Source organism: Rothia sp. HMSC076D04 (assembly GCF_001814645.1).
In the GTDB taxonomy this organism is placed as follows: Bacteria; Actinomycetota; Actinomycetes; order Actinomycetales; family Micrococcaceae; genus Rothia; species Rothia mucilaginosa.
The window spans coordinates 177,952-198,518 of sequence record NZ_KV817363.1 but is presented as its reverse complement, the minus strand read 5'-3'; the positions used below and the strand labels follow the sequence as shown (position 1 = coordinate 198,518).

Genomic DNA, 20,567 nt, shown 5'->3' with positions numbered 1-20,567 from the left:
CTGCAACCCGAAAATGGGTGAAGTAGACCACAAACAGGGCCTTGAAAGGGTCCCAAACACCCTCACAAACACCAAACTACCTAGTCAGTGCGTTTTATGGGTGCTGAAAAATCTTTAAAAAACTTCCAAAAAACCTTATAAACGCAGAAGAAACCACTCAAACCCTCACAGAATGCCCTCTAGAACCCCCTCCGCAGCCCCTATTCCCATACCCTGCGCTTGATTCCTAACCCTGCACGATTCCTAACTCTGCATTTGGGTACCCATACCTATAGATGCGAAAAAGCCCCTCCCCTTCCATCCTGTAATGAATAGAAGAAGAGGGGTGCAGCTACAGAGTGCTGAGCTGATTAGTACTGGGGAGGCGCCTCATTCGCCATATTGTTGAAGCGCGAATACTTACCGCTAAACGCCAACGGGATAGTACGAGTCGGACCACCACGGTGCTTAGCAATAATCATGTCCGCCTCACCCACGCGTTCACTATCCGGGTTATACATATCCTCACGATGCAGCAGAATCACCATATCCGCATCCTGCTCAATAGAACCCGACTCACGCAGATCCGAAACCATCGGACGCTTATCAGTACGCTGCTCCGAACCACGGTTCAGCTGAGACAGCGCAATCACCGGAACATCCAGCTCCTTAGCCAACAGCTTCAGGCTACGAGAAAACTCCGAAACCTCCTGCTGACGCGACTCAACCTTCTTACCCGAACTCATCAGCTGCAGGTAGTCCAGCACCACAAGCTTCAAATCATTACGCTGCTTGAGGCGACGGCACTTCGCGCGAATCTCCATCAGAGTCATATTCGGCGAATCATCAATAAAGAGAGGCGCAGAATCAATACGACCCTGCAGAGTCGCCAAGTTCGTCCAACCCTCAGTATCCAGGTCGCCCTTCTTCAGACGACCCATCGAAATCTTGCCCTCCGCAGAGAGAATACGCATCGCCAACTCAGTACGACTCATCTCCAGCGAGAAAAACACAGTCGTCATCTGATGATGAATAGACGCAGAACGAGCAATATCAAGAGCCAAAGTCGACTTACCCACACCCGGACGAGCCGCAATAACAATCATCTGGCCACCGTGCAGACCACCGGTCAGCTCATCAAACTCAATAAAGTCAGTCGGCACACCGTACACGCCATCGGGGCGGTTCGAGTTCGCATCAATCTCATTGATGGTCTCCTCCAACGCCTCAGAGAAAGACACATAATCTTCCTTCGCGTTACCATCAGTCACCGCATAAATCTCAGCCTGCGCCTGATCGACCAAAGTATCGACCTCAGTCTCATTGGCGTAACCCAGCTGAGCAATCTTCGTACCCGCCTCAATCAGGCGGCGCATAATCGCGTGTTCCTTAACAATCTCAGCGTAATATTGAGCGTTAGCAGCAGTCGGAACCGACGCAATCAGCGTATGAATATAGGACGCGCCACCCACACGAGTCAGCTCGCCGCGCTTCTTCAGCTCATCAGCAACCGTAATCGCATCCGCAGGGCTACCGTGACCGTAAAGAGAAAGAATCGCCTCATAAATCGTCTCGTGCGCCGGCTTATAGAAATCAGACGCACGCAGGCTCTCAACCACATCGGCAATAGCGTCCTTCGACAGCAGCATGCCACCGAGCACCGACTGCTCAGCCACATCATCATGAGGCATAGTGCGGGAACCATAATCAATGGCAGTTTCAGACATGCTTATCCTCGCGTTTCAATCCGATATCTACGACGTTCCAGAAACAATTTCTGCAGAACTCCTATGCTAGTTTCTCACGAAGGCACACACGAAACACATACACGCCTAACGGGGAGTGCGCAGATAATCCTCAATCTTCTCAACAGCGAGCGCCGCACCATCCATAGTGCGCATTGCCTCACCCAGCTGCCGCGCCCTAGCGCGCAGACCCTCATCGCTGAGCAGACGGTCCAGAATATCGCGCACATTGCCGCGGCGCACATCATTCTTCGTAAAGCGCAGGGCGTTACCGTAGCGCACGCACTCCTCAATATTCCAACTCTGCTCAGCCTGCATCGCAATACCGGCAAACGGCACACCCGCCAGGCACGCCGTCTGTACCGTCCCCTCACCGCCGTGGGTTATCGAGGCATCAATATGGTCGGCGAGCAGATGCGCCGGAACAGTCCCGGCGAAATGGATATTGCTGCCCAGCAGGTGGGTGTCCAAGAGCTGCACCCCGCCACCAACCAGCACATCCACAGGAGCGGCTGACAGCTGCCGCAGCACCTTCGCCAAAATATCTGCAGAGCCAGATGAGCCCATTCCCACATAAATCAGTGGTCGTTCTCTGGGCTCGCGAACAATCTGCGGCAATTCACCGGGCGCACGGTAATAAATAGGACCCACACTAACATCGGGTTCTACCAAAGAATCGCCGCGCAGCTGCGTAAACAGAGAACAGATAAGGTTCACATCGGCGCTGAGCATATCCACAGTACGGCGAGGAAGCCTCAGCCCATGCTCACGTGCCACACGAGTAAAAGAAGCCGGCTTATACGACAACACCCGCGCCACCGCACGCAACCACCCCGGTGCCGCAAGCTCGCCACCTACAGGCTTCTTCGAAAAATACATCGACGAGTAAGCGTACGGGCGCGCATAGAAAATAGGGATACCCGCAATACGCGCAGACAGCAGCATCGTCAGATTAGAACCAATCACCACAGCATCCGCACTAAAGTCACGAATAGCCGCAAGTTCAGCGGTGACCCGCCGACGCACCATATCGGTCGTGAAAGGATGCCGCACTCCCCTGCCCTGATCCAGCGCCATAATCTGCTCCGCCTCAGCATCGCTCATGATTGGCTCGCGAAGATGCACAGGAAGCCTGGCGCTTTCCAGCAGCCCCAAATACTTAGGGGAGTACACGTGGAACAAGACCGTATGACCTCGCTCCCGAGCCACACGCGCTATCTCAATGCAGCGCGTGGTTTCACCCATATTGAAGCTTTCGGGAGAGAAAAGAATACGGCTCATAACAAACTCCGGCAGGCGCACACGTGACTGAGCCGGTTCTGCGGCTCATAACCTCACTAGTGTAAAACGGAGCCCCAGTATTCCCTCGGATAGAGAGGAATACTGGGGCTCTGTTTCGCTGTATAAGCTTTGCGGTGTGACTCTGTCTTACTTCTTACGCAGAATCAGACCGATAGCGCCAATGTGGTCCGCGTGGCGGCGGAACACACCGCGCATACCCAGCACACGCTCACGAATCTGCGGCTTACGCGCCAGATTGAACGCAATCTTCGCAACGCCAGCGGCACCCTCATCAGCCAGCAGACGCTTCGGCTCCAGCAGCGCCATATCGGTCTGGTACACATCCAGCACCTCAAAGCCAGCCTCTTCCGCCAGAGCAGTCCACTCGGCGACAGTCAGCGGGCGGGCGTTCACACGGATAGTGCGCGCCAAATCCTTCTGAATCTCTTCCTTCAGCTCGGGGCGCAGATAATCGGGAACCAGCGACATCTCGTGAATAGCGTAGTAGCCGCCCGGACGCAGCAGACGAGCCGCCTCACGCATAATCTCCAGCTTGTGCTTATCGGTCTGCATGGTCAGCATCGCCTCGCCCACCACAGCGTCGTAGCTTTCCGAGGGCAGACCGGTCTCCTGAGCGCTAGCGTTCACCACACGGTAGTTCGGCTTAGTCGATGCGCCAATACGCTCGGTCACGATTTCAGCAGCCTTCGGGTCAAGATCCACACCGGTGTAGCTCTTGGGGGAACGCTTCACAATCTCCAGGGCGGTAATACCCAGGCCCGGCGCAAACTCCACGACGTCAATGTCGCCACCCAGGGCACGAGCCAGCAGCCAGTTGGTGGTCTCGCGGCCGCCGGGGCGCAAAACCTTTTTGCCCAGCTGAGCCAGAAGCCAGTGACCGGCAGCCTTTTCAGCGGGGCGGTCGGTACCGGGAACGGAAGGGGTCTTAGACACGGAAGACAACTCCTCAATACTTGTATTTAATATGCAAAATTTATCTTTCCCAATTCTAGACCCGCCACCCCAAGAAAGGAAATATGACGTTATATAGAAGTATGGTTGCCCTTTATTACAGCATGCCGCAACACCACTACAGCCACCCTTACCGCACACCCTAGAGATTAAACAGAAACTGGAGCTGAACCTCTCGATCCAACCCCAGTCTCATCACACACACATACATACGAAAATCAGAGCCACTTCCGCAAGGAAAGTCCAACTTTCTGATGGTCCTCTCGAACCATCTATATAAAGTATTACGCGTAAACCTTTATTCCCTGTAGGTTAAAGCTGTAAGAAAGCTGGGAATAGATTTTTCTTCAACATCGGGGTGCAGTGCCCCGGATTTCACGCGGAAACTACACGTCGCGTTAAAAGAAGAAAGGCAAGGCGCTTTTGCCTTGCCATCCTTCTTTCGTTAGCGGGCGACCCCGCTACACGAAACACACACATTCACATCGCAGTCCTCTCGAACCAACACTTATAGTAAACACCCCCAACCTTATGGGAGGATTGAATTTCGCTGGAAACAAGCTGGGAGAAAACCAACAGAACCCTGAGAGCTTTGATATTGTGCAGTTTGCGGACTCTAAACCGGGCTAATAAGCCGCCATATACAGACCCAGCAGCACCAACGGGTTAACCGCTACAGAAATAACCGCCAAGCAAATATTAGCCACGCGGTACTGACGGAACTTCACCAGACCCACCAGCGCGCACACCAGCGCAACACTGGACGCAAGGCCGCCAACCACCAGCAAAAGAAGCAGAAGAGCAGTAGCGACATTCGCGTCCGCAAATGGGATAACCGCTAGAGCGCACAGCAGCAAATTGATGCACTCCAACACCACACCCGTGGACAGAAGCTGCGCGCTAGAAGACAAACGTGAAAAAGATCGAGCCATGTCTACCAGTCTACGGGGTCAATTGGCGTACTTCGCAGCCGCAACCGCTCTAGCCACCAATCCTTCTACTACCCTACCCCTATTCTCAACCTCTCAAAAACAATGTTTCACGTGAAACATGCACCGGAGCGGGCACAGCTATGGGTACAACAAACGGGGTGCCCCTCACGAAGAGGGACACCCCGTCCGACACTCAACGCCGCAGCATCAAAGCACCAGCGTCAAATATCTAAAAATCTACTTACGCAGCAGCAACGACGTCCAGGACAACGTTAGCGACAACGTCAGCGTGCAGGCGGACAGTCACCTTGTACTCACCGGTGCGCTTGATAGCGGAACCCAGGTGGATGGTGCGCTTGTCAACGGAGCCAATGCCAGCAGCCTCAATAGCCTCAGCAATAGCCTCAGCCTTGACGGTACCGAACAGGCGGCCGTCAGCGCCAGCCTTGTGTGCAACGACAACCGGCTTAGCAGCCAGGGACGCAGCAATTGCCTGAGCCTCTTCCAGAGAAGCCTTAGCACGAGCCGCACGAGCGGCGCGGATGGACTCAACCTGCTTCTCGCCACCCTGGGTCCAGGTCACGGCGAAGCCGCGGGGCAGCAGGTAGTTACGTGCGTAACCGTCCTTAACGGTGACAACATCGCCAGCTGCACCGAGGCCGGAAACTTCCTGAGTCAGAATGATCTTAGCCATGTTACTGTCTCTCCTTCTCTTTAGCGGCCAGCGCCGGAGTAGGGCAGCAGTGCAACTTCGCGGGCGTTCTTAATAGCCTGAGCGATCTTGCGCTGCTCCTGAACGGTCACGCCAGTCACGCGGCGAGCGCGGATCTTGCCGCGGTCGGAGATGAACTTGCGCAGAAGTGCGACGTCCTTGTAGTCGATAACGGTGACGTCAGCAGCCTTGAGGGGGTTCTGCTTGGGTTTGGGCTTACGGATTTCAGCCTTAGCCATCGTGGTGCTCCTTAGAGTTGGGAGCCCGCGGCGGATAACCGCGGGATGGATTGATAAATTACTATTCGGAAAACGAAACCGGCTTAGAACGGAGGTTCGTCGTCGGCGCCGCTACCCCAGTCATAGTTACCACCAGACTGAGAACTCCACGGATCAGCAGCAGGAGCTGCGGGGGCCGCCGGAGCAGCCGGAGCGGAGTAGCCAGACTGGCCAGAGTAACCATTACCCTGAGCAGCAGCAAAATTGTTCTGCTGAGGAGCGGAGAAACCGCCCTGAGCAGCAGCGTTGTACCCAGCGCCACCACCAAAGCCACCCTGTGCACCGCCACCGAAGTTATTACCTCCGGCAGAACGCTGTGCGCGAGTCACCTGAGCAGTAGCAAAACGCAGAGTCGGGCCGATCTCCTCGACCTCAAGCTCAAACGAAGTACGACGCTCGCCTTCCTTGGTCTCGTACGAGCGAGACTTCAGACGGCCCTGCGCGATAACCTGAGTACCCTTCTTCAGAGTCTCTGCAACATTCTCAGCGTAACCACGCCACACCGACGCACGCAGGAACAGGGTCTCCCCATCCTCCCACTGATTCGTCTGGCGGTTAAAAGTACGCGGAGTCGATGCGATCGTGAAATTAGCAACCGCCGCACCCGCGGGGGTGTAACGAAGCTCCGGATCGCCAGTCAGATTACCAATAACGGTAATAACGGTATCGCCTGCCATTTGATGCCTCCTCGATAAGAGTTACAAGTATGTTGAATCCAGTACAGCGCAACCCCCTGACATTTTTAGGGGGTCAGCCGACCGGCAAGAAACAACTACTTGCTGGAGATCTTCTGATCCTCCGGGCGGATGATCTTGGTACGCATGACGGACTCGTTCAGGTTCAGAACACGATCGAGCTCAGCTGCGGTCTCGGGGGTAGAGGTGAAGTTCACCACTGCGTAGATACCCTCAGACTTCTTCTGGATCTCGTATGCCAGGCGACGACGGCCCCAGATATCGACGTTGTCGATGGAACCACCCTCGTTGGTCACGATCTCGAGGAACTTGGACAGCGACGGCTCAACCGCACGGTCCTCAACCTCGGGGCTGAGGATAACCATCAGTTCATATGCACGCATGATTAAACCCCTCCTTTGGGCTAAACGGCTATGGGATTTCCATAGCAGGAGATTCATTGTGCCCTACACGTGAAACACACCGGGCGGGGAACACGCATAGATTTCTTAACAATACACGAGAAAAAGCAGATAGAACAGTACCGCACCGCGTGACCTCAACCATGCAATGCGGTACCAAAAACCGCAGAAGCTACGCCTCCCGACGCTGCTCCCACCACTGCAGAAGACGAGCCTTCGCCTCCTCCTCAGGAAGCGAACCCTCATCCAGACGCAAATTCAACAAGAACTTATAGGCCTCACCCACCACCGGGCCCGGCGCAATACCAAGAATCTGCATAATCTGACCGCCATCCAGATCCGGACGGATCGAATCCAGCTCCTCCTGAGCAGCCAACTCAGCAATACGACGCTCCAAATCGTCATACGCCTCAGCCAGCGAACGCGACAAGCGACGATTACGAGTCGTCACATCAGAACGCGACACACGATGCAGACGCTCCAACTGATCGCCCGCATCACGCACATAACGGCGCACCGCAGAATCAGTCCAACCCGACTCACGGTAACCATAGAACCGCATATGCAGCTCCACCAGACGAGCCACAGCCTTAATCGTGTCATTATCAAAACGCAGCGCACGCATACGCTTCTTCACCATCTTCGCACCCACCACCTCATGGTGCAGGAACGAGACAGAGCCGTCCTTCTCAAACTTACGAGTCTTCGGCTTACCAATATCGTGCATCAACGCCGCAAAACGCAGAATAAAATCAGGAGCCGGGCACGGGCCGTCCTCGTCCGTCTCCTTCTCCATCGCCTGCTCCATCACCTTCAACGAATGCGCATACACATCCTTATGGTGATGCGCAGGATCCATCTCCATACGCAACGCAGGAAGCTCCGGCAACACATAATCCGCCAGACCCGTATCCACCAGCAGGTTCAAACCCACCCGCGGATAATCCGCCTCAATCAGCTTCACCAGCTCATCACGCACACGCTCAGCCGAAATAATCTCAATACGGCCAGCCATCTCACGCATCGCCTCGAAAACCTCCGGGGCAACCTCAAGATTAAAACGCGCAGCAAAACGAGCCGCACGCATCATACGCAGCGGATCCTCAGAAAAAGACTCCTCCGGCGAGCGCGGAGTACGCAAAACACCCGCACGCAAATCCTCAACGCCACCAAACAGATCAACAACCTCACCGCTCGGCAAAGCCGCCGCCATCGCATTAATCGTGAAATCACGACGCACCAAATCGGCGCTCAAATCCGTGCCGAACTCAACCGTCGGCTTACGCGAATCCGAAACATACACCTCAGCACGGTACGTGGTCACCTCATACACCACGCCATTCTTACGCGCACTAATCGTGCCGTACTCCTTGCCGATATCCCACGTATGCTCACCCCACCCACGCAGAATCTGCTCGCTCTGCTCCGGAGTAGCATCCGTCGTCAAATCAAAATCAGTGAAATGGCCGCCATCATCCAGCAGATTGTCGCGGACAATACCGCCCACCAAGTACAGCTCAAAACCCGCCGCACGGTACAGTTCTCCCAGCTCGGCGGCATCCGGGTACTTCGACACAACATCAATAATCAGCGACATAATCCTTTAATCGTGCCAGAAAAACCACCCACGCGCCCACCCCACACCCACAACACCCCACCAAAGACAGCTATCTCACCCCAAACCGAAGCACCAAAACCTCAGCCTATCGGTTAAGGTAGAACCATGAGCATTCCCGTACCCCGCGCCCCCAAAACGCGCTTCACCGCGCCCGCGCGAGCGGTACCCGCCCCCGAAGAAGTCTCCGCAGGCGGGCTCATCATCGACTTCGACCGACCCGAACAGCTACCCGTAGCCATCATCGCCCGCATCAACCGCAACGGACAACGCGAATGGTGCCTACCCAAAGGCCACATCGAACACGGCGAAACCACCGTCGAAGCCGCACAACGCGAAATCAGCGAAGAAACCGGAATCACCGGCTACCCCGTAGCCTCCCTCGGCACCATCGCCTACTGGTTCACCTCCAACGGCACGCGCATCCACAAAACCGTGCACCACTACCTCTTCGCAGCAACCGGCGGCGAACTCAGCATCGACAACGACCCCGACCACGAAGCAATCGACGTCGCATGGGTCCCCCTCGAAGAGCTCCCCACCCGCCTCTCATTCGCCAACGAACAACACATAGCCCGCAGTGCGCGCGAATACATCACCACCCAGCTCTAAACACCCGCTGTAAGAGCCCCAAAAACTAAAAGAAGCAATCACCCGCCCACACAGGAGAGACATACGTGGCACGTAACGACGCCCGCTCAAGCGCAATCATGGCAGCAGGCACCCTTGTCTCGCGCATCCTCGGATTCGTCAAGACCATCCTGCTCACCGTAGCCATCGGCTCACTCTCAACCGTCGGCGACGTCTTCGAAACCGCCAACACCCTACCCAACCTCATCTACGTCCTCGTAGCAGGCGGCGTGTTCAACGCAGTCCTCGTGCCGCAAATCATCAAGGCAGCCAAAGCACAAGACGGCGGCGCACGATACATCTCCAAACTCGTCACCCTCACCGTCACCGCAATCGGCCTCATCACCCTCATCACCGTCGCCTGCGCCTGGCCCATCATCAGCATCATGGGCTCAGGATGGAGCCCCGAACAACGACAGCTCGGCTTCATCTTCTCCCTCTGGTGCCTACCCCAAATCTTCTTCTACGGCCTCTACACCGTCATCGGACAGGTCCTCAACGCCAAAGACGCATTCGGCGCCTACATGTGGTCGCCCGTACTCAACAACGTCATCACCATCCTGTCGCTGATCCTGTTCATCTTCCTCTTCGGCGCACAAACCCCCAACCCCAACCCGATTCACACCGTAGACAACTGGACCAACGCACAGACCCTCGTGCTCGCTGGCTCCTCCACCTTCGGCGTCATCATGCAGGCACTCGTCCTGTTCATCCCCCTACGCAAGCTCGGCCTGCGCCTCAAGCCCGACTTCGCATGGCGAGGCATCGGCCTGCGCGCAGCCTCCAAGCTCGCCGCCTGGACCCTCGCCTCCGGCATCATCTCCAACCTCGCGTTCCTCTACATGACCAAGGTCGCCGCAGGCATCGTCGGCCAGCGCGAGCACTACGCCGCCCTCGGCATCCAAATCCCCGGCCTGCAGGCACTCAACTACGCCTCCATGCTGTACATGCTCCCGCACGGCGTTATCGGCATCTCCATCGCCACCGTGCTCTTCAACCGTATGAGCGCCTCCGCCATCGCCGACGACAGCGACAGCGTCATCTACGCGCTCTCCCACGGCCTGCGCAACGCAGCCGTAGCCACCGTCTTCTGCATGGTCGCACTCATGGTACTCGCAGGCCCCGTCGCCGTGCTCTTCAGCGGCGGCGACCCCATCGCAGCAACCATCATCGCCAAGCTCATCGTCATCACCGCGCTCGGCACCCCCACCCTCACCATCAACTACCTCTACAGCCGCGTGCTCTACGCCCGCGAAGACGCACGCACCCCCTTCCGCATCCAGGTGTACTCCGCCATCATCATGGTCATCATGAGCTTCGCAGCATCCCTGCTCGACGCACAGTACACCGTGTACATGCTCGCCTTCATCTACCCGGTGCACAACATCCTGATCATGTTCATCAGCCACCACATGGTCCGCCGCCGCCTCGGCTACTACGGCCAGCGCGGCATCGTCAGCGCCTACGCACGCACCACCCTCGCATCCCTCTTCGCCGGCGGCATCGCAGCCATTGCACTCTGGCTGCTCGGCGGCTACCAGCTCGACGGATTCGCCTGGGCGTCCAAGCTCACCGCAATCATCACCCTCGCCGTATGCGGCACCGTCATGGGCCTGGCATACCTCGCCGGTATACAAATCTTCCGCGTCAAGGAAGCCAACGCACTACTGGCGCCCCTCACCTCCAAACTTGAGCGTTTTGCCCGCCGCTAAAGCAGCACACAACGCCCAACCCGGGTAGCTGCCCGTGCACCCACCTCACCCCACGCCGGGGCCCGCAGAGGACACAGGCAACCACCCGGACGCCACAAACTATCACTCAGCCCCAGCATCCTTCAATGCCGGGTAGAATCTAATAGTCAGGGCCCGCCACACGGCAGGCACTATGAAACCACCTCGGGAGAACACGTTGTCGCAACAGATTCCGGTCGGATCGGTCCTCGGAGGCCGCTACGAAATCACCGCACACATCATCATTACGGCAGAATCCGACATGGTGCTTGAAGGCACCGACCAGATTCTCAACCGTAAGGTCTCGGTCGTCGTCGCATCGCCCAGCCGCAGCGCACTGCTGGAAGCAAACTCCCGCGCGCTCGCAACCAACGCACGCGGCAACATCCAGATCCTCGACCTGGGCATCACCCCCGAAGGTAGCCGCTACCTCGTCACCTCCCACACCCGCCCCGACACCCTGCTGGACACCCTGCTGGTCGAAAACCACGCACTCTCCAACGCAGAAGACGCACTGGGCACCGAAATCTTCGGCGACTCCGAAAGCAGCAGCTCCCCCAACACCTACGAGAAGGTCTCTGCTTCCAGCACCAACCAGGAGAGCATCACCGCCGCCAAGAACTGGAACGCATCCGACGGCGCGGCCGTGACCGCATACTCCGAACCCACCAGCATCTACGAAGATGACGAAGACGAAGAAGACGGCAGCCGCGGCACCTGGGCAGTCGCCCTGGCAGCAGTCCTGCTGCTCGTCATCGTCGCAGGCGGTATCCTCACCTCCCTGGGTGCAATCGGCTCCAACCAGGCAGCCGCACCGCACACCCCCAAGTCCTCTATCTCCGCCTCCGAATCGGCTGCGGCAAACGCCAGCGCATCGGCATCACCGACCGCTAAGGCATCGAACGCACCGGCGAAGATCGCGTCCGTGGCTCGCTTCGCGCCCTCGAACCCCACGTTCATGAACGACATGGACACCCTCATCCCGAACCTGACCGACGGTAACGCCAACACCGCATGGATCAGCTACGGCTTCGGCACCGCCAACTACGCCGGCACCATCAAGGAATTCGGCCTGGCGCTGAAGCTGCAGACCCCCACCGTCGTCTCCAAGCTGACCCTTCAGCAGAACACCGGCACCGGCGGCTCCTTCACCGTCTACACCAACAGCTCTGCATCCCTGGACGGTGCGGTTGAGGTCGGCAAGGGCACCTTCGAAGGCAAGGATGCAGTCGTCACCCTGGACACCTCCAAGCAGAGCGCAGAAAAGGGTGCCTACGTGATCATCGTGGTCAACGAGCTGCCCCGCCTCTCCCTGCCGATTGGAACGTGGAATTACGGTCTGCGCATCAACGAAATCAAGGTGGACTAATCAACCCATAACGTGACGCCGACAGGGCGCTCACACCCCAGACACAAGGGCGGGGCTTCTGAACTCAACGGTTCGGATGCCCCGCCCTTTTTGATGTCTATTTATGACTCTTTATGGCAGGGTAGCTACTCAAAGATTCACAGTGCGCGGAGTATCTGGATAAGGGTCCCCAAAAAATGGAATAATCGAGGATAAAGCCCCGTTATAGGGGCAGAACGAAAGACCTACAACGGAAAGATATATCTGATGACTGAGAATCTGGGAGGCCTCTTCGGAGGCGCCGCCCTAGGCAATCTGAACCTCGCCTCCGCACCCGCCACCGAAGCGGCACCGGCAGCCGAGGTCGAGGCTGACGCAACCGTCCACAACGTCATTATTGTGGGCTCCGGCCCCGCCGGCTACACCGCAGCAATCTACGCGGCACGCGCCGAGCTGAAGCCCGTCCTCTTCGCCAGCTCCCTGGCACCCGGCGGCGCCCTCATGAACACCACCGAGGTGGAGAACTTCCCCGGCTTCATTCAGGGCATCCAGGGCCCCGAGCTGATGGAGAACATCGGCCAGCAGGCTGAGCGTTTCGGCACTGACATCCGCTACCAGGACGTAGAAAAGGTCAAACTCACCGGCGACGTGAAGAAGGTCTACACCGCAGACGGCGCCGTTCACCTGGCGAAGACCGTCATCATGACCACCGGTTCTCAGGTCCGTAAGCTCAACATCGAGGGCGAAGACCGACTCTCCGGTTACGGCGTCTCCTGGTGCGCAACCTGCGATGGCTTCTTCTTCAAGGACAAGGAAATCGCAGTGGTCGGCGGCGGCGACTCCGCACTGGAGGAGGCACTGTTCCTGACGACCTTCGCATCCAAGGTGTACCTGGTGCACCGCCGCGATTCTTTCCGCGCTTCGGAAATCATGCAGACCCGCGTGTTCAACAACCCGAAGATTGAGGTTGTCTGGGATTCGGCTGTCACCGCCGTTCACGGCGAGAGCAACCTCGAGTCGATCACCCTGACCAACACCAAGGATGGTTCTGAGCGCCAGCTGGCTGTTCAGGGCCTGTTCATCGCTATTGGCTCCGATCCTCGCGTGGAACTGGTACGTGACCAGCTGGAGATTACCGAGAACCACACCATCGCGGTTCAGGGTCGTTCCTCGAAGACTTCCGTTCCCGGCGTTTTCGCTGCCGGTGACGTGATTGACCCGACCTACCGCCAGGCAATTATTGCTGCCGGTTCCGGTGCTGTTGCCGCTCTGGACGCGCAGCACTACCTCGAAAACCTCTAAACTATTCGTATTACTCACTGGGGAATCCACCCCGTGTCAGAAAGGAGCACTCCGTGAGCAGTGCACAGCAGGCAACTGATGCCACTTTTGACGAATTGGTTCTGAAGAACGACAAGCCCGTTATCGTGGACTTCTGGGCTGAATGGTGCGGCCCCTGCCGCATGGTTGGCCCCGTGATTGACGAGATCGCTGGCGAGTACGCCGGTCAGGTCGACGTGGTCAAGGTGGATGTTGAGGCGAATGGCGATACCGCCATGAAGTACGGCATTACCTCTATTCCCGCCATCTACCTTTTCAAGGGTGGCGAGGTCGTCAAGAAGACCGTAGGTGCTAAGACGAAGCCCGCTCTGCTGGCTGAGTTCTCCGAGCACCTGGGCTAATCTTTCGAGAAGCTAAAGAAAAACCCTCGGTGATGTTTCACGTGAAACATCACCGAGGGTTTTTTGTATATACAACTGATTTCAGTTGCTAAATATTGTTTTACGCGAAAATTTAGCCCGAGAAATCAGAATCCAAAACACGGATGATACGGTTCAGATCCTCAACATTCGCAAATTCGATGGTCATCTTACCCTTGCGAGCACCCAGCGAAATCTTCACCGAAGTATCGAGCTTGTCAGCAAAAGCCTCCGCAATATAGTCCAGGCGCTCACGGTGCTTCTGAGGCTGAGGAGCCTTGCGCTCCTTCACCTCAGCAGCGCCGGATGCGTGGTTCACCAGCTCCTCAGTTGCGCGAACCGACAGCCCCTCATTCACAATCTTCTGTGCGAGAGTCTCAATCTGAGCCTGGTCTGTCAGAGCCAGCAGGGCACGAGCGTGACCAGCGGAGAGAATACCCGCCGCAACGCGACGCTGCACCAGAGCCGGCAGCTTCAGCAGACGAATCGTGTTCGAAATCTGGGGGCGAGAACGACCAATACGCTTAGCCAACTGCTCCTGAGTAGTGTCGAACTCCTCCATGAGCTGCTGGTATGCCGCTGCCTCTTCAATGGGGTTCAGCTGACTGCGGTGCAGGTTCTCCAGCAGGGCGTCACGGAGCAGGTCGCCGTCTTCAGTCTCACGAACAATCGCCGGGATGGTGCTCAGGCCAGCCGCCTGAGTTGCGCGCCAGCGGCGCTCACCCATGACCAGCTCATACTTTTCGGTACCGTTTTCGCGCGAGGGACGCACGACAATCGGCTGCAGAACACCAATCTCGCGTACCGAGTGGATGAGCTCTTCCATGTCCTGCTCATCAAAGTCGGTTCGGGGCTGCTTGCGGTTCGGATGGATATCGTGAACGTTCAGCTCAGCAAACTGGGCACCGGGAACCGGAACCAAACCACCCTGCTCTTCGGAAGCGGACTGCGGGGTGGAGACATCTTCACCAAAGAAGAAGTCCACCGGGCGGCGAGTCAGGGTGGTGTTGCGCAGTGCCGCACCCATGTCCACGCGAGACTTCTTCTTCGATGTTTCACGTGAAACATCCTGCGAGGAGACGGGAGCTTCGACCTTATCCTCGACCTTCTCAGCAGGAGCAGACTTTTCCTGAGCGGGGGTAGCTTCAGCAGGCTTAGCCTCTACAGACTCAGCTTTAGTGCTCTTACGCTGCTTCTCCGGCTTAGCCTCGTGAGCCATTTCGAAGAGGCCGTCAGTCATCGGCTCTTCAATCGGAGTGGACACCTTCTTGGGTGCAGTCTTTGCTGCAGCAGTCTTTTCGGATGCCTTCGTCTCAGCATTACCAGAATTCTTCGTACTCTGAGGGATCAGTGCCCCCAGGCCACGACCCAAGCCGCGTCGCTTTTCAGCCATCGTTACTCCTTAGGACTCCCGGACGAGCCCGCTCATTTTTTCTTCTTCATCTAGTGTAAACGAAATAAGTACTCGAAAGCAGGAGTAAAAAATGCACGGCACATAATCAACATTATTCCCAATAATTAATTTACTATGGCTGTTTTCTCGGGTTTCATCCAGAAAATACCGCACACAATGAGCCCTTTTGAATCATCAACAGACAATCCAAAAGGGCTCATTTCAAAAGATTTAGATTATGCGGATCGGCGCGAGAGCTCCTGTGCCGCCTCGCGGTAAGCGCGAGCGCCAGTCGACGAAGAATCGTAGGTGATGACGGTCTGCTGATAGCTGGGAGCCTCAGAGATGCGAACCGAGCGAGGAATCTTCACGCTCAGAGTCTCCTCCGGGAAGTGCTCGCGCACCTCCTCTGCCACCTGGAATGCCAGGTTGGTACGAGCATCGTACATGGTCAGCAGGATCGTGCTGATGCGCAGCTTGGAGTTCAGGTGCTTCTGAATCATCTGAATATTCTTCAGCAGCTGGCTCAGGCCTTCCAGAGCGTAGTACTCGCACTGGATCGGAATCAGAATCTCTTCTGCCGCAACGAAGGCATTGACGGTCAGTAGGCCGAGGCTCGGCGGGCAGTCGATGAAGACATAGTCCAGCCGCTCCATTCCCTGCTTCTCTCGCCACTCAGTGTAGTCCATCAGGGCATTCTTGAGGCGAGTCTCGCGTGCCACCAGGGAGACCAGTTCAATCTCCGCGCCCGCAAGGTCGATATTGGCGGGGGCACAGAACAGACCGGGCATATCGGGGCATTCCTGAACAATTTCAGAAAGCGGCTTATCCTCAATCAGGACGTTGTAGACACTGGGAACATCCACGCCGTGCTCAATGCCCAGTGCAGTCGAGGCGTTACCCTGCGGGTCATTATCGATCACCAGGACGTTCAGTCCAGCCTCCGCGAGCGCGGCTGCGAGGTTCACGGCGGTGCTGGTTTTACCCACGCCACCCTTCTGGTTCGACACGGTGAAGACACGCGTATGCACAGGCTTGGGGAGCAAATCTGCAACAGATTTCTGAGCTTGAGGAGTCATCGGGTGCCTTCCATATTCCGGGTGGTGTGTCTACGGTGATGCTTCGTCTGATGCCTCGCGTGTGGCAATACTCTGCGGTATTTGTGCGCGAGGAGGATTCAACCTCCACTCCCCCACCATTCACTCATCTCAGCATGTTTCACGTGAAACATACTCCGCGAGGTAATGAAGTCTGCAATGTTTCACGTGAAACATTGGTGCTGCCCGAATGGTTCTGAAGGGCTCGGTACCCTTTACTGAACCATTAGGCTTTGATGTAGAAGAGTCTAAGGTTTCAATCCTTCCTTAAGGGTACCCGGCATCAGGTCAATACTCCACGCGAGAGGTCATTCTATGTACTCTACGGATGCAATTGCCGCGCGCCCGGCAAGCCAGCGTACAAAAATGGGCGGTACCGCGTAAGCCAGCCTATTCACTAGCTCATTGCGGTACCGCCCATTCGGGGCGAAACTTTTAGAGGCGAACTCGAACCACCGTCGTCGGCTCTTCCAGCAGGTCACCGCCGGCGGTGAGAATCTCAGTCTCACGCGCACCGTAACGGTTCAGCTTCTTCTTCGCCTTAGTAATCTCCTCCGCGGCACTACGACCCTTCAGAGCCAGCAGCTCGCCGGTGCCACGCAGAATCGGCAGAGTAATGTCCAACAGGCCCACCAGAGCAGACACAGCACGCGCAGTCACCACATCAGCCTCAACAGCACCCACAGCCTGCTCAGCACGCGAGCGCAGCACGGTCACGTTCTCCAGGCCCAGATCCTCAACAACTTCATTCAGCCAAATCACGCGGCGCTCCAGAGGCTCAATCAGAGTCAGCTTCAAATCCGGGCGGGCAATCGCCAGGCACAGGCCGGGTAGGCCAGCGCCAGAACCAACATCAGCCACCGACGCGTTCGGCGCAATGTATTCCTGTACTACGGCACAGTTCAGCACGTGGCGAGCCCACAGGCGCGGAACCTCACGCGGACCGATCAGGCCACGCTCAATACCGGTCGTCGCCAAGTGCTGCACGTAGCGCTCCGCCAAAGGCAGACGCTCACCGAACACAGCCTCCGCTGCGGCACGCTCGCTCTCATTGAGAGCAACCATCGAAGTCTCCATACTAGGCTCCTACCTCGGGAAGAGAAATCACGACGTGACGGCGCGGACCCTCACCCTCCGACTCGCTGTATAGGCCGGCGGCAGCCACCACATCGTGCACGACCTTACGCTCATACGGGCTCAACGGCTTCATGTGCTCATCGCGACCGGTAGTGCGCACCTTCTCAATCGCGTCAGCAGCAATCTTCTCCAGCTGCTCACGACGCTCAGCACGGTAGCCAGCAATGTCCAGAATCAGGCGGGAACGGGTGCCGTTACCAGCCAGGACGGAGAGGCGCACCAGCTCCTGCAGAGCCTCCAGAACCTCACCGTGGCGGCCAACCAGGTGGCGCAGTTCCTCATTGTCATCATCGTCATTGACGACCGACAGGTAGATGCGGTTATTGCGCACCTCAATATCAATGTCGCCGTCCATATCGACAATATCGAGGAGTTCTTCGAGGTAGTCAGCGGCGATATCGCCTTCCTCGTCGATGTCCTCAAAATCGTCTTCTTCGCCCTCAAGGGGCTCCTCTACCAGCTGCTCCTCAACGAGCTGCTCGTCCTCATATTCCATAGCTTCAGTCACAATAATCCTCGGGGTGTTCGGAGGGGTGTCCTAGGGGTAAAAAGTATCTCATACACGGCGCCGGGCCCGCGCCACACGTGGCGAGAACCCGGCCCGAATCACGGAAGAAAACTACTTCTTTCCGTTCTGCTTATTGCGCTGCTGCTTCTGGCGCTTCTTACTCACCGGCTGCTGGCGCTGACCGGCTGCGGCACGCTCACGCGCCTCCTGCAGGTCCTTCTCGTGCTGCTCGCGGGTCTTACCCACCGGGGGCAGGCCCTTCGCCGCACGGCGGGCGTTCAGCTCACGCTCCGCCTGGGAACCGGGGGTCGGGTTGTTGCGGATAACCCACCACTGCTGACCCAGCGACCAGAGGTTCGAGACGGTCCAGTAGTACAGCACACCAAGGGGGAAGTTAATACCGGAAACAGCGAAGATGATCGGGAAGATGTACATAATCATCTGCTGCTGACGGAACATCGGAGAGTTCAGAGCAGCCTCCGACATGTTCTTCACGCTCAGCTGCTTCTGGATGTAGAACTGGGTGGCGCTCATCAGAACAATCATGATGACCGCCTGAACAACGGTCGCGGTGGCGTCGCCAGCCCCCGGGTGCATCATGGTCGCGAAGAGCTGAGCACCGAAAATCTGGGAGTCGTTGAACTGATGCACTAGCTCAGCCGGCAGCATGAGCACGCCCTGGTTATTCTGCGCTGCGGTGGGCACGCTCATCAGCACCTGGTACAGACCGAAGAAGATCGGCATCTGCGCCAGAATCGGCAGGCAGGAGGCGAAGGGGTTCGTACCGTGCTTACGGTACATTTCCATCTGCTCCTGAGCCATAGCCTGGCGGGAGAGCTGGTCCTTCTTACCCTTGTACTTCTCCTGCAGCTTCGCCATATCGCCCTGCATCGCGGTCATACCGCGCATAGCCTTAATCTGCTTGACGAACAGCGGAATGGTCAGGGTACGCATCACCAGGGTCAGGAAGATAATGCACAGAACCCAAGTCAGACCGGAAGCCGGGTCCATGCCCAGCGAGGTGAAAAGAGTGTGGAACAGCCACAGGACCACGGAGACGATCCATTTAAACGGCCAAAGAATCAAATCAAAAATATTCACGCGGGAATACTCCTTAAGGACTCGGCTAAGTCATTGTGTGGGAGGCGCCGCCTACTCAGGGCGGGCGTCACCACCGGTGTGAGGGGTGTAAAGATGGGGGTGGTTGAGCAGAATAATTTTCGGTTCTGCTCCGGGAGCGAAAGTACGCTTCCCCTCCGGGACTGGGTCGATACCTCCGGTCGCCCAGGGAACACACCGCAGAATACGGCGCACCGTCAGGGAAAGCCCGCCCATCGCACCGTGGGTGGTCAGCGCCTCCAGAGCGTAGGCTGAGCAGGTCGGGTAGTAGCGGCACACATCCCCGTAGAGGGGGGATACGACCTTGCGGTAGGCCTTCATGCACGCGATCAGTAGGTTCTGCGGTAGAACGTAGAGAGCCTGCAGGAAAGTTTCAGGCCTCACGAATTCGTTAGGTGCTAGTGCCAGCAGCTCGTCGGGGCCCAGAGTCTCGGCAGATGCGCTATAGGTGCCGCTGTGATGCGCGTGGAAGCGTTCTTCACAGCGGTCACGCTGGGAACGACTCACGGCTTCTCCTTGCTCTGATGCAGGTCGAGCTTAGCGAACGCGGTCTCGAGTGCTGATTCGTAGTCGCGGCGCAGCTGATCCCAGCTGGCGCTCGCGGAGGCGGGAAGCGCTCGCACAGCAATGGCGTAGCCTTCCGGATGCGCGGCGCAGGTGAGCGCGGCAAGTTCACGCAACCGGCGCTTGACCAGGTTGCGTGTGACTGCGTTGCCCACCGCCTTCGACACAATGAAACCTACCTGGGTTGTTTTTCCAGGATTTTTCGCCGTAGATACAACGATGTTCCGACGTCCTGTACGGATGCCGGAACGGAAGGCGTGGGAGAATTCTGTGCTGGTGCGCATACGGTGCCGTTGAGGCAGCACGTGTTCCCCTTTACGTAGTGTGGGAGATTCGGCTCATGTGATGAGCTGACCTCCGCGTGTATTTCACGCTTAATGATAGTTCGCCCGCCGATGCGTGTGCATCTGCGGGCGAACTATATGCCGTGATTAGGCCGAGAGCTTTGCGCGACCCTTACCGCGGCGGCTCGACAGAATCGCGCGGCCTGCACGGGTACGCATACGCAGACGGAAGCCGTGCTTCTTAGCGCGACGGCGGTTGTTCGGCTGGAAAGTACGCTTGCTCATACTTTGTCTCCTTGATTTTTGCGGTTCGTGCCCTCACGGGTATCGGAACCGTACGCTTCTTGGTGCACGGAGGTACCGCGACTATTCGCAGTAGGCGGTGCACACACAACAGCACAACTTTAGAAGAGTGGAGGGCGTAAATCAAGTTCTTAACGCTTTTTT

Annotated in this window: 22 protein-coding genes; 5 read left to right on the top strand and 17 right to left on the bottom strand. The window is 57.2% G+C overall.

Features of this window, described 5'->3' with window-relative positions:
• Positions 1-350: 350 nt before the first annotated feature.
• The 9 genes from dnaB to HMPREF2980_RS01665 form a co-directional block, all read right to left on the bottom strand.
• Positions 351-1,706 (bottom strand): replicative DNA helicase, encoded by a 1,356-nt coding sequence (gene dnaB, locus HMPREF2980_RS01705; RefSeq protein ID WP_070674133.1) that lies wholly within the window; start codon positions 1,704-1,706, stop codon positions 351-353.
• Positions 1,707-1,811: 105 nt separating this feature from the next.
• A complete protein-coding gene (locus tag HMPREF2980_RS01700; protein WP_246823637.1) occupies positions 1,812-2,828 on the bottom strand; it encodes a glycosyltransferase in 1,017 nt (338 codons plus the stop codon).
• Positions 2,829-3,152: 324 nt separating this feature from the next.
• Entirely contained in the window at positions 3,153-3,959 is an 807-nt protein-coding gene (locus tag HMPREF2980_RS01695) for a class I SAM-dependent methyltransferase (protein WP_005504044.1), read from the bottom strand.
• A gap of 644 nt (positions 3,960-4,603) precedes the next feature.
• Positions 4,604-4,909 (bottom strand): hypothetical protein, encoded by a 306-nt coding sequence (locus tag HMPREF2980_RS01690; protein ID WP_005504046.1) that lies wholly within the window; start codon positions 4,907-4,909, stop codon positions 4,604-4,606.
• A 241-nt stretch (positions 4,910-5,150) separates the two neighbouring features.
• The gene (gene rplI, locus HMPREF2980_RS01685) at positions 5,151-5,603 is read right to left on the bottom strand and encodes a 50S ribosomal protein L9 (protein ID WP_005504050.1); all 453 of its coding nucleotides are present in this window, start codon (positions 5,601-5,603) and stop codon (positions 5,151-5,153) included.
• 20 nt (positions 5,604-5,623) lie between these two features.
• On the bottom strand, positions 5,624-5,860 hold the full coding sequence (gene rpsR / locus HMPREF2980_RS01680) for a 30S ribosomal protein S18 (RefSeq protein ID WP_004005948.1): 237 nt from the start codon (positions 5,858-5,860) through the stop codon (positions 5,624-5,626).
• A gap of 83 nt (positions 5,861-5,943) precedes the next feature.
• Positions 5,944-6,576: a single-stranded DNA-binding protein gene (locus HMPREF2980_RS01675; protein ID WP_005504055.1), complete on the bottom strand. Its 633-nt coding sequence runs from the start codon at positions 6,574-6,576 to the stop codon at positions 5,944-5,946.
• Between the two features lie 95 nt (positions 6,577-6,671).
• Positions 6,672-6,977: a 30S ribosomal protein S6 gene (rpsF, locus tag HMPREF2980_RS01670; RefSeq protein ID WP_070687853.1), complete on the bottom strand. Its 306-nt coding sequence runs from the start codon at positions 6,975-6,977 to the stop codon at positions 6,672-6,674.
• A gap of 190 nt (positions 6,978-7,167) precedes the next feature.
• Positions 7,168-8,592 carry a CCA tRNA nucleotidyltransferase gene (locus tag HMPREF2980_RS01665; RefSeq protein ID WP_070689907.1) on the bottom strand — a complete coding sequence of 475 codons (1,425 nt, stop codon included), beginning with the start codon at positions 8,590-8,592 and terminating at the stop codon, positions 7,168-7,170.
• Between the two features lie 126 nt (positions 8,593-8,718).
• Here HMPREF2980_RS01665 and HMPREF2980_RS01660 point away from each other — a divergent pair, with 126 nt between their 5' ends.
• From HMPREF2980_RS01660 to trxA, 5 genes are all read left to right on the top strand, one after another.
• Positions 8,719-9,222 carry an NUDIX hydrolase gene (locus tag HMPREF2980_RS01660; RefSeq protein WP_005504058.1) on the top strand — a complete coding sequence of 168 codons (504 nt, stop codon included), beginning with the start codon at positions 8,719-8,721 and terminating at the stop codon, positions 9,220-9,222.
• A gap of 65 nt (positions 9,223-9,287) precedes the next feature.
• Positions 9,288-10,952, top strand: coding sequence for a murein biosynthesis integral membrane protein MurJ (gene murJ / locus HMPREF2980_RS01655; protein ID WP_049338564.1), 1,665 nt, complete (start codon positions 9,288-9,290; stop codon positions 10,950-10,952).
• Positions 10,953-11,148: 196 nt separating this feature from the next.
• Positions 11,149-12,339 (top strand): serine/threonine protein kinase, encoded by a 1,191-nt coding sequence (locus HMPREF2980_RS01650; protein ID WP_246823636.1) that lies wholly within the window; start codon positions 11,149-11,151, stop codon positions 12,337-12,339.
• Between the two features lie 246 nt (positions 12,340-12,585).
• Positions 12,586-13,620 (top strand): thioredoxin-disulfide reductase, encoded by a 1,035-nt coding sequence (trxB, locus tag HMPREF2980_RS01645; protein ID WP_070689906.1) that lies wholly within the window; start codon positions 12,586-12,588, stop codon positions 13,618-13,620.
• 53 nt (positions 13,621-13,673) lie between these two features.
• Positions 13,674-14,000, top strand: coding sequence for a thioredoxin (gene trxA, locus HMPREF2980_RS01640; RefSeq protein ID WP_005504074.1), 327 nt, complete (start codon positions 13,674-13,676; stop codon positions 13,998-14,000).
• Between the two features lie 112 nt (positions 14,001-14,112).
• Here the strand turns inward: trxA and HMPREF2980_RS01635 are convergent, their stop codons facing one another.
• The 8 genes from HMPREF2980_RS01635 to rpmH form a co-directional block, all read right to left on the bottom strand.
• The gene (locus tag HMPREF2980_RS01635) at positions 14,113-15,411 is read right to left on the bottom strand and encodes a ParB/RepB/Spo0J family partition protein (protein ID WP_070633529.1); all 1,299 of its coding nucleotides are present in this window, start codon (positions 15,409-15,411) and stop codon (positions 14,113-14,115) included.
• 236 nt (positions 15,412-15,647) lie between these two features.
• On the bottom strand, positions 15,648-16,490 hold the full coding sequence (locus HMPREF2980_RS01630; RefSeq protein ID WP_049349949.1) for a ParA family protein: 843 nt from the start codon (positions 16,488-16,490) through the stop codon (positions 15,648-15,650).
• 453 nt (positions 16,491-16,943) lie between these two features.
• Positions 16,944-17,585 carry a 16S rRNA (guanine(527)-N(7))-methyltransferase RsmG gene (rsmG, locus tag HMPREF2980_RS01625; RefSeq protein WP_012904381.1) on the bottom strand — a complete coding sequence of 214 codons (642 nt, stop codon included), beginning with the start codon at positions 17,583-17,585 and terminating at the stop codon, positions 16,944-16,946.
• A 1-nt stretch (position 17,586) separates the two neighbouring features.
• Complete coding sequence (locus HMPREF2980_RS01620; RefSeq protein ID WP_049349950.1) at positions 17,587-18,153, bottom strand: Jag family protein; 567 nt, start codon at positions 18,151-18,153, stop codon at positions 17,587-17,589.
• 111 nt (positions 18,154-18,264) lie between these two features.
• A complete protein-coding gene (gene yidC / locus HMPREF2980_RS01615) occupies positions 18,265-19,254 on the bottom strand; it encodes a membrane protein insertase YidC (RefSeq protein WP_012904383.1) in 990 nt (329 codons plus the stop codon).
• A gap of 51 nt (positions 19,255-19,305) precedes the next feature.
• Entirely contained in the window at positions 19,306-19,779 is a 474-nt protein-coding gene (yidD, locus tag HMPREF2980_RS01610) for a membrane protein insertion efficiency factor YidD (protein WP_005504090.1), read from the bottom strand.
• Positions 19,776-20,141, bottom strand: coding sequence for a ribonuclease P protein component (rnpA, locus tag HMPREF2980_RS01605; protein ID WP_012904384.1), 366 nt, complete (start codon positions 20,139-20,141; stop codon positions 19,776-19,778). Before rnpA ends, yidD begins: the two co-directional genes overlap by 4 nt.
• Before the next feature lie 126 nt (positions 20,142-20,267).
• Positions 20,268-20,405: a 50S ribosomal protein L34 gene (gene rpmH, locus HMPREF2980_RS01600; RefSeq protein ID WP_005504094.1), complete on the bottom strand. Its 138-nt coding sequence runs from the start codon at positions 20,403-20,405 to the stop codon at positions 20,268-20,270.
• Positions 20,406-20,567 lie beyond the last annotated feature (162 nt).